Genomic DNA, 15,315 nt, shown 5'->3' on the forward strand with positions numbered 1-15,315 from the left:
TGACACCCGGAACCGACCATGCCCGACCCTCGCCATTGCCCCGCCTGCGGCGCCCTCAACCAGTGCGGCCTGGCCGACCCTCGCAGCGCCACTCAGGGCTGCTGGTGCTTCAGCGTGCGCATCGAGCCGGCGATCATCCAGGCCCTGCCTGCCGAACTGCGCGACCAAGCCTGCCTGTGCCCGCGCTGCGCCCAGGTAGACGCGCAACTCAAGGCGCTGTCGCCACCGCCGATCCGCTAGAGCCAAGACCCGCCACCATGCGCCTCGACCGATTCCTCGGCAACCTGCCCTGCTACAACCGCCAGCAAGTACGCCTGCTGCTGATCCAGCGCCGTGCGCGCGTGGACGGTGAGATAGTGACCGACCCACTGCACCCGGTGCGCGAGTTCAGCCGCGTCGAGGTGGACGAACAGGTGCACCAGGCAGGCCGTCCGACGCACTACCTGATGCTGCACAAGCCCGCCGGTTGTGTCAGCGCCACCCATGATCCGCAACACCGCACGGTGCTCGACCTGCTGCCGGAAGAGCTGCGCGCGGACCTGCACATCGCCGGGCGCCTGGACTACAACACCACCGGGCTGATGATCCTGACCAACGACGGCCAGTGGTCACGACGCCTGACCCAGCCGCGCACGAAGTTGCCAAAGGTCTATCGCGTGCACACCGAGGACGAGATCGGCGCGCATTACATCGACAAGTTCCGCGAAGGGTTCTACTTCGCCTTCGAGGACCTCACCACCTTGCCCGCCCAACTGGACATCCTCGCCCCGCGCGAGGCCAGGCTGGCGATCGTCGAAGGGCGTTATCACCAGGTAAAGCGGATGTTCGGGTATTTCCAGAACAAGGTGGTGGGCTTGCACCGCGAGCGCATGGGGCCGATCGAGTTGGACCCGACCTTGGCCCCTGGTGAGTTCAGGGCTTTGAGTTCAGCGGAAATCGCCGCTGTTTGATCCACATCCCCTGTAGGAGCCAGCTTGCTGGCGAACCAGACACCAAGGTGAATGGCACCGGCTATGCCGGTGTTCGCCGGCAAGCCGGCTCCTACGTCGATTGCGCCCCCAACACCCGTAGGAGCCAGCCTTGCTGGCTAACCTGGCACCGCGGTGGATGGCACCGGCGTGCCGGTGTTCGCAGGCACGCCGGCTCCTGGGTGGGCAAGCCCGCTCAGGCGCTCCCTGGCAAAAGATCCTCTGAACGGCACTTGCGCGATCCCGTCGCCGCTGCTTGACTGCTAACTCGTCGGTCTGCATGTGACCATTCAGTCACTAACGCAGACCAAGACGCCCTTGCCGGCCACCCAAGGTCTCGATGCCCTGGGGCACGGCAATCGCCCGCCACAACAATTACCGTCGACAAATGCGTCAAGGATCGACACCAGGGCCCACCGGTTTCTCTTCCAGGCAAATGCCTACCTGTCATAAAGAACGTGCACCCTAGGTGACGCGAATACCCTTTTTGCGCCAGGAGTCGATGACATGAGGCCAGAAATCGCTGTACTTGATATCCAAGGGCAGTACCGGGTTTACACGGAGTTGCATCGCGCCCAAGGCGCCGAGAAGACCATCATCCTGATCAATGGCTCGCTGGCCACCACGGCGTCGTTCGCACAGACCGTGCGCAACCTGCACCCGCAGTTCAACGTGGTGCTGTACGACCAGCCGTACGCCGGCAAGTCCAAGCCACACAACCGCCACGAGCGGCTGCTCAGCAAGGAGACCGAGGCGCACATCCTGCTCGAGCTGATCGAGCATTTCCGTGCCGACCACATGATGTCGTTCTCCTGGGGCGGTGCCTGCACCCTGCTGGCGCTGGCGCACCAGCCGCGCCTGGTGCAGAAGGCCATCGTCAGCTCGTTCTCGCCGGTGATCAACGAACCGATGCGCGACTACCTGGAACGTGGCTGCCAGTACCTGGCCGCCTGCGACCGCTACCAGGTCGGCAACCTGGTCAACGACACTATAGGCAAGCACCTGCCATCGCTGTTCAAGCGCTTCAACTACCGGCATGTCAGCAGCCTCGACAGCCATGAGTACGCGCAGATGCACTTCCACATCAACCAGGTGCTCGACCACGACCTGGCGCGGGCATTGAAGGCGGCGCGCAACATCGACATCCCGGTGCTGTTCATCAACGGCGACCGTGACGAATACACCACAGTCGAAGATGCCCGCCAGTTCAGCCAGCATGTCAGGCGCAGCCAATTCAGCGTGATCCGCGATGCCGGGCACTTCCTCGACATGGAGCACAAGGCCGCCTGCGAGGATACCCGCAGCGCCATGCTCGGCTTCCTCAAGCCGGTCGTGCGCGAACCCCGCCAACGCTACACAGCGGTACCGGGGCAGCATGCATTGGCGATCTGAGCGCATCGGCGACCTGTAGCCCTTCCCTACCCGCAGGCTATCGGCCGCCGACAGGCTTTTTTATAACCTTGGGCTTCTAATTGGAGGGGGGTTATGGTAAAAAGTCGAGCGCCGAAGCGGGTATAGTTTAGTGGCAAAACGAAAGCTTCCCAAGCTTTAGTTGAGGGTTCGATTCCCTCTACCCGCTCCACTTTCGCACTGGATACCCGCTGTATCCATCGCGCTTCTGGCAACACCCCGAATCCACGCACAAGGCCCGACTGGCGAAACGCCAGCCGGGCCTTGTGCATTGTGCGATCAGAACGGCTTGGTCGGCAGGTACTTGCCATCCAGGGTGATCACCGCCCGCGAACCGCCTTCAGGGTCCTCGACCTTCTTCACGTCCAGCTTGAAGTTGATGGCGCTGATGATGCCGTCGCCGAACTTCTCATGCACCAGCACCTTCAGGGTGGTGCCGTACACCTGCAGCATCTCGTAGAAACGGTAGATGGTCGGATCGGTGGGCACGCGGTTGTCGATGCTGCCGCGCAGCGGGATGGCCTGCAGTAAGGTCACCGCGTCGACATCGAGGCCAAGCTTGTCGGCGACCGCCTGGGCCGCTTCGCGCGGCAAGGCGTGCTGGCCCAACAGCGCGGCGGTGACGAAGGCCTCGGACAGGCCGGTACCCTCGCTGATCTGGGCGAACGACAGGTCCTTGCGGGCCTTGGCCAGGAGGATGACGTCGGTCAGGGCGAGACGGGCGTTCTGGCTGACTTGGGACTGGATCATGGCATTGCTCCTAGGGTGGGATGAATCGGTTTCAAACCGCACGCGGCAGTTGCGGGGCCAGGGCGCGCACCTCGGGGTGATGCGCCAGGGACAGGAAGTGCCCGCTGGCGCCATCGAAAGTGTCGATGCGGCCGCTGGCGATGTCGTAGACCCAGCCATGCAGCGCCAGCCGCCCCTGCTCCAGGGCCAGGCGTACCGAGGGATGGGTTTGCAGGTTGGCCAATTGGGCGATCACGTTCTCGCGCACCATCGACTCGACCTTGGCCGCCGCGCTGGCATGGCGCCGGGCATCGTTGACCACCCGGGCCGACTCGGCGTAGCGCAGCCAGCCGGCCACTGCGGGCATGTGCTCGAGGCAAGCGCAGTTGGCGATGGCGCTCATGGCGCCACAGTCCGAATGGCCGCAAATGACGATGTCGCTGACCTGCAGCGCGGCAACTGCGTATTCCACCGAGGCCGACACGCCGCCCGGCTCCGGCCCGTACGAGGGCACGATGTTGCCGGCGTTGCGGATGACGAACAGCTCGCCCGGTTCGCGCTGGGTGACCAGCTCCGGCACCAGCCGGCTGTCCGAGCAAGAGATGAACAGGGCCCGCGGCTGTTGCCCGCAGGCCAGGTCGCGGAACAGCCCGGCGCGTTCGGGGAACGCGTCGCGCTGGAACTTCAGGAAGCCGTCGATGATGTCCTGCATGGTGCAAACCTCTAGCTCGCGTGGCGATGGAGCAGAGGTTAGACAGCGGTTCGCATAAGGTAAAAGTCTCATTTATTATGATGAACATCGGATTATCTTATGCAGGTAAACCATGCTCGCCCGTCATGTCCATTACTTCCTGGCCGTCGCTGAACACCACAGCTTCACCCGCGCCGCTGCCGCGCTGCATGTCTCGCAACCGGCGTTGTCGCAGCAGGTTCGGCAACTGGAGGACAGCCTCGGCGCGCAGCTGTTCGACCGCTCCGGACGCAGCACCCGCCTGACCGATGCCGGCGAGGTCTACCTGCGCCACGCCCGCGCCGCGCTGCAGGCGCTGCAACAGGGGCAGCGCGCCCTGCACGATGTGGCCGACCTGAGCGAAGGCCTGTTGCGCCTGGCGGTAACGCCGACCTTCACCGCCTACCTGGTCGGGCCGCTGGTCGAAGCCTTCCACCGCCGTTACCCGAATATTCGTCTGAGCGTGCGCGAACTGTCCCAGGAGCAGATGGAAGCGCTGCTGCTGGCCGATGAACTGGATGTCGGTATCGCCTTCGAGCAGGCCAATGCCCAAGATATCGAGGCGCGTCCGTTGCTGGTGGAAACCCTGGCCTTGGTGGTCGGTGACGGCCATCCGCTGGCCCGGCAGGCCACGATCGATGCGCAGGCACTGGGGAGGGAATCGCTGATCCTGCTTGCCAGCGAGTTCGCCACCCGCGAGCAGATCGACCGTTACTGCCGCCAACATGCCATCCAGCCGCGCATCCTGATGGAAGCCAACGCCATCAGTGCCGTGCTCGAGGTGGTGCGTCGCACATCGCTGTCGACCTTGCTGCCGGCCGCCATCGCCAGCGAAGCTGATGGCCTCAGCGCCCTGGCCCTGGAGCCCTGGCCTCTTGAGCGCACCGCCGCGCTGCTGCAACGCCGAGGTAGCTACCAGAGCGCCGCCGCGCGTGCGTTCATCGAGGTAGCGAACGAGCTGGCAAGACCGGCGCCTTAGCAAACACTGGGCGGGCTTGCCTTGCGATGCCGGCGCCCCCCTCGCGGGTCAAGCCCGCTCCCACGACCGTTCATTGACCTGGCCCATAGCCATCTCGCATGGCCTGCAGCAGAATCGACTTGCACGCGCAGCGACTCTCGGCGCATACACCTAAGCTCGCAGAGACATTTCCAAAGGACGGCACATGTTTCTTTACCGCTGGCTACCGGGCCTGGCCAACCTGCTGCACTACCGCCGCGAGTGGTTCCACGCCGACCTGCAAGCCGGGCTGTCAGTGGCCGCGATCCAGATCCCGATTGCCATCGCCTATGCGCAAATCGTTGGCCTGCCTCCCCAATACGGCCTGTACGCCTGCGTGCTGCCGATGATGGTCTACGCCCTGATCGGCAGCTCGCGCCAACTGATGGTCGGCCCCGATGCCGCCACCTGCGCCATGATCGGCGGCGCCGTGGCGCCGCTGGCCATGGGCGACCCGCAGCGCATCGCCGAACTGTCGGTGATCGTCACCGTGCTGGTGGGCGCGATGCTGATCGGCGCTGGGGTGGCACGGGCCGGTTTCATCGCCAGTTTCTTCTCGCGACCGATCCTCATCGGCTACCTCAACGGCATCGGCCTGAGCCTGATCGCCGGGCAGTTGTCGAAGGTGGTGGGGTTCAAGATCGAAGGCGATGGTTTCATCCTCAGCCTGATCAACTTCTTCCAGCGCCTGGGCGAGATCCACTGGCTGAGCCTGGCCATCGGCCTGGCTGGGCTGGGCTTGCTGATCTGGCTGCCGCGGCGCTACCCGCGCTTGCCGGCGGCACTGGTGACCGTGGTGGTCTTCACCGCCCTGGCCGGGCTGTTCGGCCTGGATCGCTTCGGGGTGGCGATCCTTGGCCCGGTGCCGGCCGGCATCCCCGAGCTGGCCTGGCCGCAGAGCAACCTGGCGGAAACCAAGAGCCTGCTGCGCGACGCCCTGGGTATTGCCACCATCAGTTTCTGCAGCGCCATGCTCACCGCCCGCAGTTTCGCCGCCCGCCATGGCTACGCGATCAACGCCAACCATGAGTTCGTCGCCCTGGGCGTGAGCAACCTGGCCGCCGGCATCTCCCAGGGCTTTGCCATCAGCGGCGCCGACTCACGCACCGCGGTCAACGACATGGTCGGTGGCAAAAGCCAGCTGGTAGGCATCATCGCCGCGCTGGTGATCGCCTTGATCCTGCTGTTCTTCACCGCGCCCATGGCCTGGATCCCCCAGGCCGCGCTGGGTGCCGTGCTGCTGATGGCCGGCTGGGGGCTGATCGACGTCAAGTCGCTCAGGAGCATCCGCACCCTCAGCCGCTTCGAGTTCTGGCTGTGCCTGCTGACCACCGTCGGCGTGCTCGGCCTGGGCGTGCTGCCGGGCATCGTGTTCGCCGTGACCCTGGCCATCCTGCGCCTGCTGTACAGCATCTACCAGCCCACCGACGCGGTGCTCGGCTGGATGCCGGGCGTCGAGGGCCAGGTCGACGTGCGCCAGCACAAGGAGGCGCGCACCGTGCCGGGGCTGCTGGTATACCGCTTCGACGACGCGATCCTGTTCTTCAACGCCGACTACTTCAAGATGCGCCTGCTCGACGCCGTGCAGGGCAGCGAGCAGACCCAGGTGGTGCTGTTCGACGCCGAGGCGGTGACCAGCATAGATGTCAGTGGCATCGCCGCCCTGCGCGAGGTACGCGACACCCTGGCCGCCCAGGGCATCCACTTCGCCATCGCCCGCGCCCGTGGCACCTTCCTGCGCATGCTGGTGCGCTCGGGCATGGCCCGGGAACTGGAGGACAAGCTGCTGTTCGGCTCGGTACGCGCGGGGATTCGGGCGTATCGGGTATGGCGCAACAGGAGCCGCCAGGCGCTGAAAGAGCAGTAAAGGAAAGGGACTACGCCGTCTGTTGAGGCGAATGACACCACCGGCAGAAGCCCTGTAGGTACCCTGGGGGCTCATTTTCCTCCGTAGCGTCGCCCCGACGAAATGCTACGCCAATGGCGTATACAGTGCTATGCTCTTCACCGAAACGGCCATCTTCACCAAGCGCGTCCAGGAACTGCTCGACGATGAGAGCTACCGGTTGCTGCAGGTCCGTCTGCTGATATGCCCCGATGCAGGCGATACGATCGAAGGCACGGGTGGCCTGCGCAAGATCCGCGTCGCCGCAAAGGGGCACGGCAAACGGGGTGGAGCCAGGGTGATCTATTACCACTTCGTATCCGCATCGCAAATTGCAATGCTCTACATCTACCCCAAGAACGAACTACCCGACCTCAATGCCGAGCAACGCAAAGCACTGAAAGCCGTCATCGAACACTGGAGCCAACCATGAATCGCTTCTTCGACGAACTGATGCAAAGCGTGGAGCAGATGGACGCCATCGTCCATGGCCGGCGCCAACCCGACCGCCAGTTCGAGATCGACGCCCTGCAGGTCAAAAATATCCGCAAGGCGACCGGGTTGTCCCAGACGCGCTTTGCCGAAATGATCGATGTGCAGGTAGCGACCCTACGTAATTGGGAACAGGGGCGCCGGGAGCCTACCGGGCCGGCCAAGGCGTTGCTGCGGGCTATCCACAACGACCCCGAACACGTCCTGAAAGCACTCGCCCACTGATCCACGCGTCACATCACCAGGCGCCTCAGCCCTGCGGCACGCAGGCCTGCGCAACCGCCTGGGTCCCCCGGCCAAGCAAGCTGATCAGCCCACAGGGCAGGCTGCCGCGCCATTGCAGGTAATCATGCCCCGCCGGGAACTCCACCTGCTCCACGGGGTAGCCCTTGGCCAACAGCACATCGCGCAGGTGGCGGTTGGTATCGACGATCTTCGGCCCTTCGAACAACCCGGATTGCAGATAGAACCGCAGCGGCTGGCGTGGGGCCTTGACGTACTCGCGGGTCAACCAGCCGGGTTCCCCACCAGTCAGCGGCCACCAGTACGAGCCGGACATGCTCAGCACATTGCCGAACAGTTCAGGGTGCTTGAGGCCCAGGTAGGCCGATGCCAAGCCACCGTAGCTGGAGCCTGCCACCACCGTGCGCGCAGCCGGCGCCGCAAGGCCCTGGCCAGCGGCCCAGGGCATCAGCTCCTCGGCCATGAAGCGGGCGAATAGCGGGTTGGGCGGCAGTTCGCGCTCACGGCTGGCCCCACTGGGGTTGGCAATGATGATTGCCGCGGTGGGCGGCATCAGGCCATCGGCGATCAGGTTGTCGAGAATCGTCGGCGTGGGCACCTGGCGGGTATAGGCATGGGCATCGAACAGCACCAGCAGTGCCTGATCGGCCTTACCGGTGCGCCAGCCGGCCGGGCGGTAGAAGTAGATGTCCCGTTCATTGCCCAATAGCGCACTGGCCAGGCGTTTGCGCTCGATGCTGCCCCGCGCCACCCCGGCGCGGCGTGCAACCCATGGTTGCGGCGCGGCATCCGGCAACTCCAGGCGCGAGCGCGACAACCACGGATCACCGCTGGCATCGGCGAAGCCGTTCGGGTTGAGCGGGTCGCGGCGTGTGGTGGCCAGGATCATCCGGCGGTCATCCGAGGCCGGCACGTCAGGCGCCATCTGGTAGCTGAAGCGGCTGCTCGCCGGTATCTCGAAGCTGCGGTACCAGACATCGCTCTGGGCAAGTCGCAGCAGCGCTTCATGGTTACCCGTGGGCGCCCCGAACACCCGCACGTTTTCCCGCGCGCCACGCCAGAGGAAGGTCACCAGACGCAGCCCTGGCTGCCCGGGCACAATCTCGACCATCGGCGTGCCGGCCTCGGCCCGTGCCTTCCAGAACGCCTCGGTGCCTGCGCCCGATGCCAGTTGTCGCGCCAGCGCCCGCAATGCCGGGCTGCGCAATGGCTCGGCTGGGCGAGCTTGTTCGGCCTGCGGTACGACGTGCTCCAGGCGCAATGCGAAGCGCGCCTGTGGACGTGTCGGTAGCGGCTCGGCACGCACGGCAAAATCACCGGTTCGATCAGCGACGAACAGGAAGTCGCGGGGCTGATCCATGCCGTCGATCAACAAGCGCAGAGGATTACCCCTGGCATCGAGCAGGCGCAGGCTGATATCGCCATCCACCTTGCCGCGAACCAGGTCGCCCGCCTGGAGGGGCAGGTGCCAGGCGGGTCGACTGGCGTCACTGACCTGGCCTTCGACCGCTTGCCCGACCGTCAAGGTGCTGCTGGCGCCAGCCAAGGCCGGGCTCGAGCCCCAGGCAACCAGGGCCAATACACTGCAATAGCGCTTGAGTGTTCGCATGCTCACCTCAGAAGTCGATGCTGGCGGAAAGCTTTAGCGTGCGCGGCTCGCTGACGGTGGCATAACCGTCGTTGAACACCCCGGCCCAATAGGCGCGGTTCTCGACGTTCTCCAGGCTGGCGCGCAGGGTCACGTCCTTGCTCAGCACACGGGTGGCATAGCGAGCGCCGAGGTCGTAACGGGTCCACTGCGGGATTTTCAGATCGTTGGCGGAGTCGAGGTACTGGGAGCTGCTGTGAATGCCCAGTACGGTCAGGGTCAGGCCCTGGACCCAGGGCAGGTCCCACTCGGCGCCCAGGTTGGCCGACCAGGCTGGCACCCCGCGGGCGGTGTTGCCGTCCATCGTGCCACCGGCGGTCTTGCTCAATTGCGCCCGGGTATAGGTGACGCCGCCGAGCAGGCGCACGCTGGGGACGAGCTCGCCGAACATCGTCCACTCCACGCCCCGGTTGCGCTGCTCGCCGTCGTCGGTGTAACGGTTGCTGGGCTTGTCGTAGATCATGCTCGGCTTTTCGATCTGGAACAGCGCCAGGGTGTGGGTGAAGTCGCCCAGGTCCCACTTCACCCCAGCCTCCATCTGCTTGGCGACATAGGGCGCGAACTGCTCGTTGTAGTTGGCCGCCTTCACATCGGTGACCATGCCGCCCTGGGTCAGGCCCTCGATGTAGTTGGCGTACAGCGATACCGGCGCGTCCCAGGGCTTGAGCACGATGCCCAGGGCCGGGGTCAGCTTGCGCTCGTCATAGGACGGGTTGCTCATCTTCTGCCGCACCCGCTGCGCGCGCACGCCCAGGGTCAACAGCACGCGCTCGTCGAGAAAGCCCAGGGTGTCGGCCACGGCGAAGCTCGACAGGGTATTGTCGCCGGTCTTTTTGCTGCTGCCAGGGTCGGCGGCGATGATCGCCTTGCCGGGGTGATAGATATTAGTGGTGTAGCCCTTGCCGGTGACGGTGGGCGCGCGGCCGATGTCCTGGTGCAGCAAGGTGGTGCTGAGCACCAGTTGGTGGCTGACTGGGCCGGTCATGAAGTTGCCGCGCAGGCCGGCCTCGGTGGACAGGCTGTGGGTGTAGCCGGCCTGGTTGTAGGTTTCGCCGCTGGCGGTGCCATCGGCCTTGGTCACCACCACCCGGGTACCGTTGAGGAAACCGGCATAGCGGGTACGCGCGCCACCGACGCTGGCATAAGCGCTCCAGCTGTCGTCCAGTTGATACTCGCCACGCACCACCACGGCCTTGCTGATCTGCTTGGCATGGATACCTTCAAGGATGTTGGTGTCCGGCTTCGGTGCCCGGGTGACCTGCTTGAGCTTGGAAAACCCGACCATCATCGGGCTGCCATTGTCGAGTTTCTCGTGGCTTTCGTAGGCGTCCAACTCGAGCTTGAAGTCATCGCCGCGGTAGTCCAGCCCCAAGGAGGCCAGGGTACGGTCCTTGGACTGTTCGTTCACGCCAGTGTCACCACTGCCGTACACGCCGTTGAAGCGCACACCGAAACGGCCATCGGCGAAACGCCGGCCAATATCGACATGCTCGGCCACATAGCCGTCCGACACATAGCTGCTGGTCAGCCGGGTCAGCGGCGCTTCGCCGGCGCGCTTGGGCACCAGGTTGACCACCCCGCCCACGCCACCGTTGGGCGCCATGCCGTTGAGCAGCGCGCCAGGGCCCTTGAGCACTTCGACCCGCTCGAGGAACTCGGTCGGCACATGGCCGTCGGGGGCCAGGCCATACAGGCCACCCAGCGCCAGCTCGGTGGAATCGAGGGCATAGCCGCGGATCATGAAGTTCTCGTAGGCGTGCCCTTCGCCAGTGCTGAAACGGATCGACGGATCGTTGCGCAATACCGCGCCGACCGTGCCGCTTTGCTGGTTCTCGATGGCCTTGGCGGTGTAGGCGGTGACGCTGAAGGGGGTGTCCATGAGGTCGCGGTTGCCCAGCATGCCGATTCGCGCGCCGCGGGCCACCTGGCCGCCGCTGTAGCTCTCGGGCAGGTCGCTGTTGAAGCCCGAGGCATTGACCGTGGTCGCGCCCAGGGTCAGCGCGCCGTCATCGCCGGGGCCACGCAGGATGATCACGCCATTCTCCTCCACCGCCACCAAGTCGGTGCCAGCCAACAGCTGGCGCAGGGCCTGCAGCACCGTGTAGCGGCCGTGCAAGGCCGGCGCGCTGCGCCCGGCCAGCAAGCGGCTGTCGGCGGCGATCGCTACCCCCGATTCGTGGGCCAGGGCATGCACCGTGGCTTCCAGCGGCTGGCCCGGCAGGTCGAGGCTCAGCGCCTGGCTGTCGGCCAGCGCCAGGCTGCTGCCACCCAGGGCGCAGGCCAGGGCCAGGCGCCGCAGGGTGCCGGGGAAACGGGGTGTGAACGACGACATGATCAGTCCTTGCGAGAGGTGGGTTCACAGCTGAAGACGCGGCAGTGGCGGTTTACCCCTCAAACGTATTTCAACCCAAAGGCAGCGCCTCAATTGCGTACCAACCGCCGCGACCCCGCCTGCTGTACCAACCTGACCGGCAGGATGGACGGCAATGCCTCGAGCAGCACCTGAGGCCGGGCGCTCGGGAAACTGCCGGTCAGACGCAAATCCGCCACACCTGGGTCGACCTCGATGGCAGGTGTGACATAGGCGTTGAGTTCAGCGACCACCTCATCCAAGGGTTGCTCGGTGAACGACCACCAGCCGCGCTGCCAGTGCGCCAGGTCCGGACCATGGGCACCGCCACCACGCAGGTGGCCAAGTCGCCCATCGGCGTCCAGGCAAATGCGCTCACCGGCGCGCAACAGCTGTTCGCCACCTTGCAGGTCCCGCACCTGCACCCGCCCCCGGGCCACCGCTACCTGCACCCGACCGCCGCGGTCACTGACCGTGAAGGCGGTGCCAAGCACTTCAACGCTACCCAGCCGGGTACTGACCAGGAACGAACGCCAGCGCTCATGAGCCACGTCGAAGTAGACATGGCCATGCAGCAGCAGCACCTGGCGCCGGAGATGATCGAAACGTACCCGCAGGTTGCTTTCGGCCGCCACCTGCAACTGGCTGCCATCGGCCAGCGACAAGGCTTGCAGCGCTTGCCCGTGGCTGGTCTGCAGGTCTTGCTGGTACGGGGCTGTACGCTGGAACATCCAGCCCAGCCAGCCCCCCGCGGCCAGCAGCACGGCCAGCGCGCCGCCCTGGCGCAGCACACGCCGGCGCCCAGGGTCGAAGGCCTGCGGTTGCACCGCACCACGCAATTGCGGCGCCAGGCAATGCACCAATTGCCAGCGCTGTTCGGCCTCCTGCCAGGCCCGCTCATGCTCGGCGCTCTTGCCACGCCAGCGCTGGACCAACCCCTGGGTCCTGCCGATACGCTCGGGATCTTCGCCGTGCAACGCCGCCAGGTAGACCAGCGCCTGCCGCACCTTGCGCGGCGCCACCGGCTCAGTCATGACGAGCGGCCAGACGTAGCTCGGACAAGTCGAACACGGCCCGGGCGATATGCAGCTCGACCGACTTGGCCGATAGCCCCAGCGCCTCGCACACTTCGCGATGGCTATGGCCATGCAGGCGCACGCGGACGAACACCTCGCGGCGCAGGCGCGGCATGCGCTCGATACGCGCAATCAGGTGCTGCAGCTGTTCGCGGGCGATCATGATCGCCTCCACGCTCGGGCTGAACGGCTCGGCGCGCACCAACCAGTCTTCCAGTGCCGCCAGCTCGGTGGTACGCCGCCGGTACTGGTCGATGCACAGGTTGCGCGCGGCCTGGAACAGCAAGGCGCGGGCGTTGATCACCGGGGCGTTGAGCGCGTGGGCATAAGCCTGGGCGAAACTCGACTGGGCGATATCGGCGGCGTCGTCAGGATTGCGCAGGCGTCCGCCGAGGTAGCGCCGCAGGTCGCTGTAGTGAGCCAGGAGATCATCGACGATGGCCTGGAACGCCGGCTGGGCGTTCCAGGGGGTGGAAAGGCTTGTCATTGCGGTGACTGTGCGAGACCGTTAATAGGAATTCCTATCATTCTCACACATGTCGGCGAGCCATCGCCAGCGGCTCAGTAACCCAACGTGCGCAGCAACTGCCCTTCGTTCTGGGGTACGGGCCGTCCATAGAAACGCATCAGTTCGCCGGCGCGGTTGGTGAAGATGCCGTCCACGCCGGCCTTCATCGCTTTGCCGTAATCCACCGCTTCGTCGAGGGTGTACACATGCACCAGCAGCCCTTTGTCGTGGCTGGCCTGGTTCATCCATGGCTGGATCAGGTCGGAATAGCTCTGCTCACCCAGATGGGTACGCACCGCCGAAGGGCCAGTGCCGATGGCGCCGTCGGCCTTGGCGTAGTCCAGCCAGCGCTCGAACTCGGCACGGTCCTTGGGTTGCTGGCGGGCGTAGAAGGCCGACTTGTCCTGCTCGCCGGAGTCACTGAAGTCCTGCCCGGAGGCCGGCTCGATACTGCCCTTGGCAACCCACAGCAGGAGAATTTTCGGTACCTGCGGCATGGCTTGGTGCAGCAGCTTGAGGCTGTTGCGATCGAAGGTCTGCAGCACCACCTGCCCTGGCTTGTCGAGCCAGCCGCGGGCTTCGAGGCGTTTTTTCAGGTCCTGCTCGATACCGGGAAACTGAGCAGGCTCCTTGGTCTCGATGTACAGGCCGGGATGACGTTCGGGGTTGCCTTCGGCGATATCGATCACCTCGTCCAGGGTGAGGATGCGTTGCTGCTTGAAGGCGTCTCGGGCTCGCTCGGGATAGGCCTTGTTGAACCAGCTGCCGGCATCCAGCGCCTTGAGTTCGGCCAGGGTGAAGGCACTGACCGGGCTGGACTTGCGCTCGGGAAAGCGCTCGGCGACATCGCTGGTGCGCCCCAGCACATCGTCGTGGACCACCACCAACACACCATCGCGGGTGCGTTGCAGGTCCATTTCCAGGTAATCGGCGCCCAGCTCGCGGGCCAACAGGTAGGCCGGCGTGGTGGACTCCGGCGCATCAAAGGAAGCACCGCGGTGGGCGATCACCGCCGGGTGGGGGATGCCCTGGGCGCGGGCCAGCGCCTGACCATCGGCGGCCTGGGCAGTGGAGGTCGCCAGCAACGTGGCCAGCAGGAAGGATTTGTACATTCAGGTAGTCCTTTGCAAATCAAGACCGGCCCTGGCTGGGGCCGGCGGGGTCAACGGGGCAATCCTTGAGCGCGCAAGCCTCGCACACTCTGCATGACATGCTAAAGTCCCCGGCGTTTTCCGCCTCACCCAACGGACCACCCATGCCCGCACTCGACGCCCGCCTGCCCACCTGGGCCGACCTCAACCAGCGCCACCCCAGCACTGCCCTGCTCCTGGGCAACGGTGCCAGTCGCGCGCTGTGGAAGCCGTTCGGCTACTTCTCGCTGTACGAGCAGGCCCAGCAGGTACGGCACAAGGGCCTGGGGGTGAGTGACCAGGCGCTGTTCAAGGCCGTGGGCAGCGAGCTGTTCGAACCGCTGCTGAGCAGCCTGAACACCACCGTGCGGACCAACGCGGCCCTGGCGATCAACTCCACCGCGCCGCTGAACCGCTATTACTCGATCAAGGAAGCCTTGATCCATGCGGTGCGCGCCGTGCACCTGCCCTGGCCGCTGTTCGATGCCAGCGCCCGCGCCGCTATCAACCAGGCCTTGCGTCAGTACCGCAACGTCTACACCAGCAACTACGACCTGATCCTCCCCTGGGCCGTGGCGGACAACCCGAAGGGCTTCGCCAGCCTGTTCGACGAGCAAGGTTTCTTCGACGTACGTCGCACTGCCAGTGAAGGCACCCGCATCCTGCACCTGCATGGCGGCATGCACCTGCTCAAGCTACCCGATGGCAGCACCCGCCAACGCAGCGCGGCGCAGGCCGAACTGCTCGAAGGCTTTGCCGTGAACATTCCCGGCGAAGTGCCGCTGTTCATCAACGAAAGCCGCAGCGAAGACAAGCTGCGCGCAATCCGCCACTCCGACTACCTGGCCTGGAGCCTCGGCGAACTGGCCCGCGAGCAAGGCAGCCTGTGCCTGTACGGTCAGCACCTGGACAGCAGCGACCAGCACCTGCTCGATGCCATCCGCCAGGCATGCCCGCGGCACCTCACCATCGCCATCCGCCCTTTGAGCGAGGCGTCGATCATCAACCAGAAGCAACACTTCATCGACCGTTTCGGCGATCTCGAACAGGTTTCGCTGCACTTCTTCGACGCTTCCAGTCATCCACTGGGCCTGGCGGAGCTGGCGATCAGCGTTCCTGCCGCGTTCAATCGTCGGCACTGATGCACGC

General features: G+C 65.3%; 15 protein-coding genes and 1 tRNA gene. 9 read left to right on the forward strand and 7 right to left on the reverse strand.

The window, feature by feature from the left end; genetic code table 11:
• The first annotated feature begins 18 nt into the window (after nt 1-18).
• The 4 genes from ACODS5_RS05910 (at nt 19) to ACODS5_RS05925 (ending at nt 2,550) form a co-directional block, all read left to right on the forward strand.
• Nucleotides 19-240: a cysteine-rich CWC family protein gene (locus ACODS5_RS05910; RefSeq protein WP_134691438.1), complete on the forward strand. Its 222-nt coding sequence runs from the start codon at nt 19-21 to the stop codon at nt 238-240.
• A gap of 17 nt (nt 241-257) precedes the next feature.
• A complete protein-coding gene (locus ACODS5_RS05915; protein ID WP_489108192.1) occupies nt 258-950 on the forward strand; it encodes a 16S rRNA pseudouridine(516) synthase in 693 nt (230 codons plus the stop codon).
• A 525-nt stretch (nt 951-1,475) separates the two neighbouring features.
• The gene (locus tag ACODS5_RS05920) at nt 1,476-2,360 is read left to right on the forward strand and encodes an alpha/beta fold hydrolase (RefSeq protein ID WP_134691440.1); all 885 of its coding nucleotides are present in this window, start codon (nt 1,476-1,478) and stop codon (nt 2,358-2,360) included.
• 116 nt (nt 2,361-2,476) lie between these two features.
• A tRNA-Gly gene (locus tag ACODS5_RS05925) sits at nt 2,477-2,550 on the forward strand.
• A gap of 107 nt (nt 2,551-2,657) precedes the next feature.
• On the opposite strand, the gene cynS is transcribed toward ACODS5_RS05925, so the two are convergent.
• Together cynS and ACODS5_RS05935 are read right to left on the reverse strand one after the other, a co-directional pair.
• Nucleotides 2,658-3,128 (reverse strand): cyanase, encoded by a 471-nt coding sequence (gene cynS / locus ACODS5_RS05930; RefSeq protein ID WP_134691441.1) that lies wholly within the window; start codon nt 3,126-3,128, stop codon nt 2,658-2,660.
• A 31-nt stretch (nt 3,129-3,159) separates the two neighbouring features.
• Nucleotides 3,160-3,819, reverse strand: a complete 660-nt coding sequence (locus ACODS5_RS05935; RefSeq protein ID WP_134691442.1) for a carbonic anhydrase — start codon at nt 3,817-3,819, stop codon at nt 3,160-3,162.
• A 112-nt stretch (nt 3,820-3,931) separates the two neighbouring features.
• Here ACODS5_RS05935 and cynR point away from each other — a divergent pair, with 112 nt between their 5' ends.
• The 4 genes from cynR to nadS all read left to right on the forward strand — a co-directional run bounded on the left by cynR (nt 3,932) and on the right by nadS (nt 7,436).
• Entirely contained in the window at nt 3,932-4,816 is an 885-nt protein-coding gene (cynR, locus tag ACODS5_RS05940) for a transcriptional regulator CynR (RefSeq protein ID WP_489108193.1), read from the forward strand.
• Between the two features lie 184 nt (nt 4,817-5,000).
• Nucleotides 5,001-6,701 carry a SulP family inorganic anion transporter gene (locus ACODS5_RS05945; protein WP_489108194.1) on the forward strand — a complete coding sequence of 567 codons (1,701 nt, stop codon included), beginning with the start codon at nt 5,001-5,003 and terminating at the stop codon, nt 6,699-6,701.
• Nucleotides 6,702-6,831: 130 nt separating this feature from the next.
• Nucleotides 6,832-7,152, forward strand: a complete 321-nt coding sequence (locus ACODS5_RS05950) for a type II toxin-antitoxin system RelE/ParE family toxin (protein ID WP_134691445.1) — start codon at nt 6,832-6,834, stop codon at nt 7,150-7,152.
• Entirely contained in the window at nt 7,149-7,436 is a 288-nt protein-coding gene (gene nadS, locus ACODS5_RS05955; RefSeq protein ID WP_134691446.1) for a NadS family protein, read from the forward strand. The genes ACODS5_RS05950 and nadS overlap by 4 nt, the downstream gene beginning before the upstream one ends.
• A 25-nt stretch (nt 7,437-7,461) precedes the next feature.
• On the opposite strand, the gene ACODS5_RS05960 is transcribed toward nadS, so the two are convergent.
• The 5 genes from ACODS5_RS05960 to ACODS5_RS05980 form a co-directional block, all read right to left on the reverse strand.
• Entirely contained in the window at nt 7,462-9,063 is a 1,602-nt protein-coding gene (locus ACODS5_RS05960; RefSeq protein WP_489108195.1) for an alpha/beta hydrolase-fold protein, read from the reverse strand.
• A 7-nt stretch (nt 9,064-9,070) separates the two neighbouring features.
• Nucleotides 9,071-11,434: a TonB-dependent siderophore receptor gene (locus tag ACODS5_RS05965; RefSeq protein ID WP_489108196.1), complete on the reverse strand. Its 2,364-nt coding sequence runs from the start codon at nt 11,432-11,434 to the stop codon at nt 9,071-9,073.
• An 89-nt stretch (nt 11,435-11,523) separates the two neighbouring features.
• Nucleotides 11,524-12,486: a FecR family protein gene (locus ACODS5_RS05970; protein ID WP_134691449.1), complete on the reverse strand. Its 963-nt coding sequence runs from the start codon at nt 12,484-12,486 to the stop codon at nt 11,524-11,526.
• A complete protein-coding gene (locus ACODS5_RS05975; protein WP_186659242.1) occupies nt 12,479-13,015 on the reverse strand; it encodes an RNA polymerase sigma factor in 537 nt (178 codons plus the stop codon). The genes ACODS5_RS05970 and ACODS5_RS05975 overlap by 8 nt, the downstream gene beginning before the upstream one ends.
• A gap of 74 nt (nt 13,016-13,089) precedes the next feature.
• Entirely contained in the window at nt 13,090-14,148 is a 1,059-nt protein-coding gene (locus tag ACODS5_RS05980; protein WP_489108197.1) for a glycerophosphodiester phosphodiesterase family protein, read from the reverse strand.
• Nucleotides 14,149-14,291: 143 nt separating this feature from the next.
• On the opposite strand from ACODS5_RS05980, the gene ACODS5_RS05985 reads away from it, so the two are divergent.
• Nucleotides 14,292-15,308: a DUF4917 family protein gene (locus ACODS5_RS05985; protein WP_489108198.1), complete on the forward strand. Its 1,017-nt coding sequence runs from the start codon at nt 14,292-14,294 to the stop codon at nt 15,306-15,308.
• Nucleotides 15,309-15,315 lie beyond the last annotated feature (7 nt).

This window comes from Pseudomonas sp. FG47, assembly GCF_057809115.1.

What these genes read in the sequence shown, in the direction of transcription:
- ACODS5_RS05975 (WP_186659242.1), bottom strand. Translation starts at nt 13,015, where the DNA reads ATGACAAGCCTTTCCACCCCCTGGAACGCCCAGCCGGCGTTCCAGGCC.
- cynS (WP_134691441.1), bottom strand. Translation starts at nt 3,128, where the DNA reads ATGATCCAGTCCCAAGTCAGCCAGAACGCCCGTCTCGCCCTGACCGAC.
- ACODS5_RS05965 (WP_489108196.1), bottom strand. Translation starts at nt 11,434, where the DNA reads ATGTCGTCGTTCACACCCCGTTTCCCCGGCACCCTGCGGCGCCTGGCC.
- ACODS5_RS05920 (WP_134691440.1), top strand. Translation starts at nt 1,476, where the DNA reads ATGAGGCCAGAAATCGCTGTACTTGATATCCAAGGGCAGTACCGGGTT.
- ACODS5_RS05960 (WP_489108195.1), bottom strand. Translation starts at nt 9,063, where the DNA reads ATGCGAACACTCAAGCGCTATTGCAGTGTATTGGCCCTGGTTGCCTGG.
- ACODS5_RS05980 (WP_489108197.1), bottom strand. Translation starts at nt 14,148, where the DNA reads ATGTACAAATCCTTCCTGCTGGCCACGTTGCTGGCGACCTCCACTGCC.
- nadS (WP_134691446.1), top strand. Translation starts at nt 7,149, where the DNA reads ATGAATCGCTTCTTCGACGAACTGATGCAAAGCGTGGAGCAGATGGAC.
- ACODS5_RS05935 (WP_134691442.1), bottom strand. Translation starts at nt 3,819, where the DNA reads ATGCAGGACATCATCGACGGCTTCCTGAAGTTCCAGCGCGACGCGTTC.
- ACODS5_RS05945 (WP_489108194.1), top strand. Translation starts at nt 5,001, where the DNA reads ATGTTTCTTTACCGCTGGCTACCGGGCCTGGCCAACCTGCTGCACTAC.
- ACODS5_RS05915 (WP_489108192.1), top strand. Translation starts at nt 258, where the DNA reads ATGCGCCTCGACCGATTCCTCGGCAACCTGCCCTGCTACAACCGCCAG.
- ACODS5_RS05970 (WP_134691449.1), bottom strand. Translation starts at nt 12,486, where the DNA reads ATGACTGAGCCGGTGGCGCCGCGCAAGGTGCGGCAGGCGCTGGTCTAC.
- ACODS5_RS05985 (WP_489108198.1), top strand. Translation starts at nt 14,292, where the DNA reads ATGCCCGCACTCGACGCCCGCCTGCCCACCTGGGCCGACCTCAACCAG.
- ACODS5_RS05910 (WP_134691438.1), top strand. Translation starts at nt 19, where the DNA reads ATGCCCGACCCTCGCCATTGCCCCGCCTGCGGCGCCCTCAACCAGTGC.
- cynR (WP_489108193.1), top strand. Translation starts at nt 3,932, where the DNA reads ATGCTCGCCCGTCATGTCCATTACTTCCTGGCCGTCGCTGAACACCAC.
- ACODS5_RS05950 (WP_134691445.1), top strand. Translation starts at nt 6,832, where the DNA reads ATGCTCTTCACCGAAACGGCCATCTTCACCAAGCGCGTCCAGGAACTG.